This is a genomic window from Paraburkholderia sp. (genome assembly GCF_036488505.1).
Taxonomy (GTDB): domain Bacteria; phylum Pseudomonadota; class Gammaproteobacteria; order Burkholderiales; family Burkholderiaceae; genus Paraburkholderia.
The window spans coordinates 1-1,807 of sequence record NZ_DASXHN010000079.1 but is presented as its reverse complement, the minus strand read 5'-3'; the positions used below and the strand labels follow the sequence as shown (position 1 = coordinate 1,807).

2 protein-coding genes are annotated in these 1,807 nt (G+C 65.0%); both read left to right on the top strand.

Annotation, left to right across the window (positions count from 1 at the left end):
- A partial coding sequence (locus tag VGH68_RS04335) for a type VI secretion system baseplate subunit TssF (RefSeq protein ID WP_331602268.1) occupies positions 1–814 on the top strand: 814 nt, incomplete at its 5' end.
- Positions 799–1,807: type VI secretion system baseplate subunit TssG (gene tssG, locus VGH68_RS04330; protein WP_331602267.1), on the top strand; the 1,009-nt coding region annotated here is incomplete at its 3' end. The genes VGH68_RS04335 and tssG, both read left to right, overlap by 16 nt.

The following is a 1,807-nucleotide window of genomic DNA, read 5'->3' as shown; positions in this document are numbered from 1 at the left end:
GGTGGAAAGCGTCACTGGATATCGGTCTGGAGGCGGCGGCCCAATCGAGTTTGAACCTTTCTATCGTGCACGCGATCTGGGGAGCGACGAGCCTGGGCATGCCTTCTACCAGGTGCGCCGCGAAAAGCGGCTGCTTCCCGCGCAGCGGGACGAGCGAGGCGCGCGCTCATCCTATACCGGCAGCGAAACCTGGCTCGCGCTCGTCGATACGCACGAGGCACCGTATCCGGCCGACCTTCAGCAGTTGGGTTTGAGCGTGCTGTGCACGAATCGCGACCTGACGCTCACCATGCCGCGCGGGCAGGGCGAGACGGATTTCACGCTCGAACTCGAGGCGCCCGTGTCGAGCGTGCGATGCATCGGCGGTCCGAGCCGTCCGTTGCCTTCCTACGCGGAAGGACCGGTCGCGTGGCGTCTGTTGAGCCATCTGTCGCTCAACTATGCATCGCTCGTGGACGATGCCGACGGCAGCGGCGCACGCGCCATGCGCGATCTCCTCGGGCTGTACGCGCCCATCAGCGACAGCGCTGCGGCGCGGCAGATCGAGGGCTTGCGCTCTATCCGTTCGGTGCCGGTCACGCGGCGCTTGCCCTCGCGAGGACCGATCGTGTTCGGCCGCGGCCTCGCGATCGAGGTGCTGCTCGACGAGAACGGTTTTGAAGGCGCGGGCGCATTCCTGTTCGGCGCGGTGCTCGCGCGGTTTTTCACACAGTACGTGTCGATGAATTCATTCACGGAAACGGTCGTGTCCAGCGCGACGCGCGGTGAGCTCATGCGCTGGGCGCCGGGGAGCGGGCAATGCCGGACGCTATGACCTTGCTCGAACGTTTCTCGACCGGCGCGAATCGCTTCGATTTCTTTCAGGCGGTACGTCTTGTCGAATGTGCGCACCCTGGCTTGCCGCGCGTCGGTTCGTCGCCGCGTCCGCGTGGAGACGCCGTGCGATTCGGTCAGGAACCCGAATTGATTTTCTTCCCGACCACGCTGCGTCATTACATGACCACGGGCGAGACCGCGCCGAAATTCGTCGTCAATTTCTTCGGCTTGCTCGGACCGAACGGCCCGATGCCCACGCACCTGACCGAATACGTTCGAGACCGCGTGCGCAATGCAGGCGATCCGACCTTCGCGCGCTTTCTCGACGTCTTTCATCATCGGATGGTGTCGCTGTTCTATCGCGCGTGGGCGGTGGCGCAGCCGGTCGTGAGCCTCGATCGCGACAACGGTGACCGCTTTTCCGCCTATGTCGGCACGACCTTCGGTCTCGGCGAGCCTGCGCTGCGCAACCGCGATACCGTGCCCGATTTCGCCAAGCTGCACTTCGCTGGACTGCTTGCCGGCGGGACGCGTCACGCCGCGGGTTTGCGGCTCGTCCTGTCGCGCTTTTTCGGGCTGCCGGCCGATGTGCTTGAAAATGTCGGCCACTGGATGAATTTGCCCGCGGGTTCGATGAGCCGTCTGGGTACGCGCGACGAAAGTGCACGACTGGGTGTCGGCACGATGCTCGGTGCGCGCGTCTTCGACCGCCAGCACAAGTTCCGCGTGGTGCTCGGGCCGCTTTCGCTGCGCGACTATCAGCGCTTCCTTCCGGGCGGCGCGAGCCTCGCGCGCCTGACGGACTGGGTACGCCTTTACGTGCGCGATCCGCTCGACTGGGACGTCAATCTCCAGTTGCGACAGCCCGAAGTACCACGCCTCGCGCTCGGCGGCAGTCAGCGTCTGGGCTACACCACCTGGCTGCATGCTCGCGCGGCGACCTCCGACGCGCGGCAACTGATGCTCAAACCACCTACCTCACATCATGCAA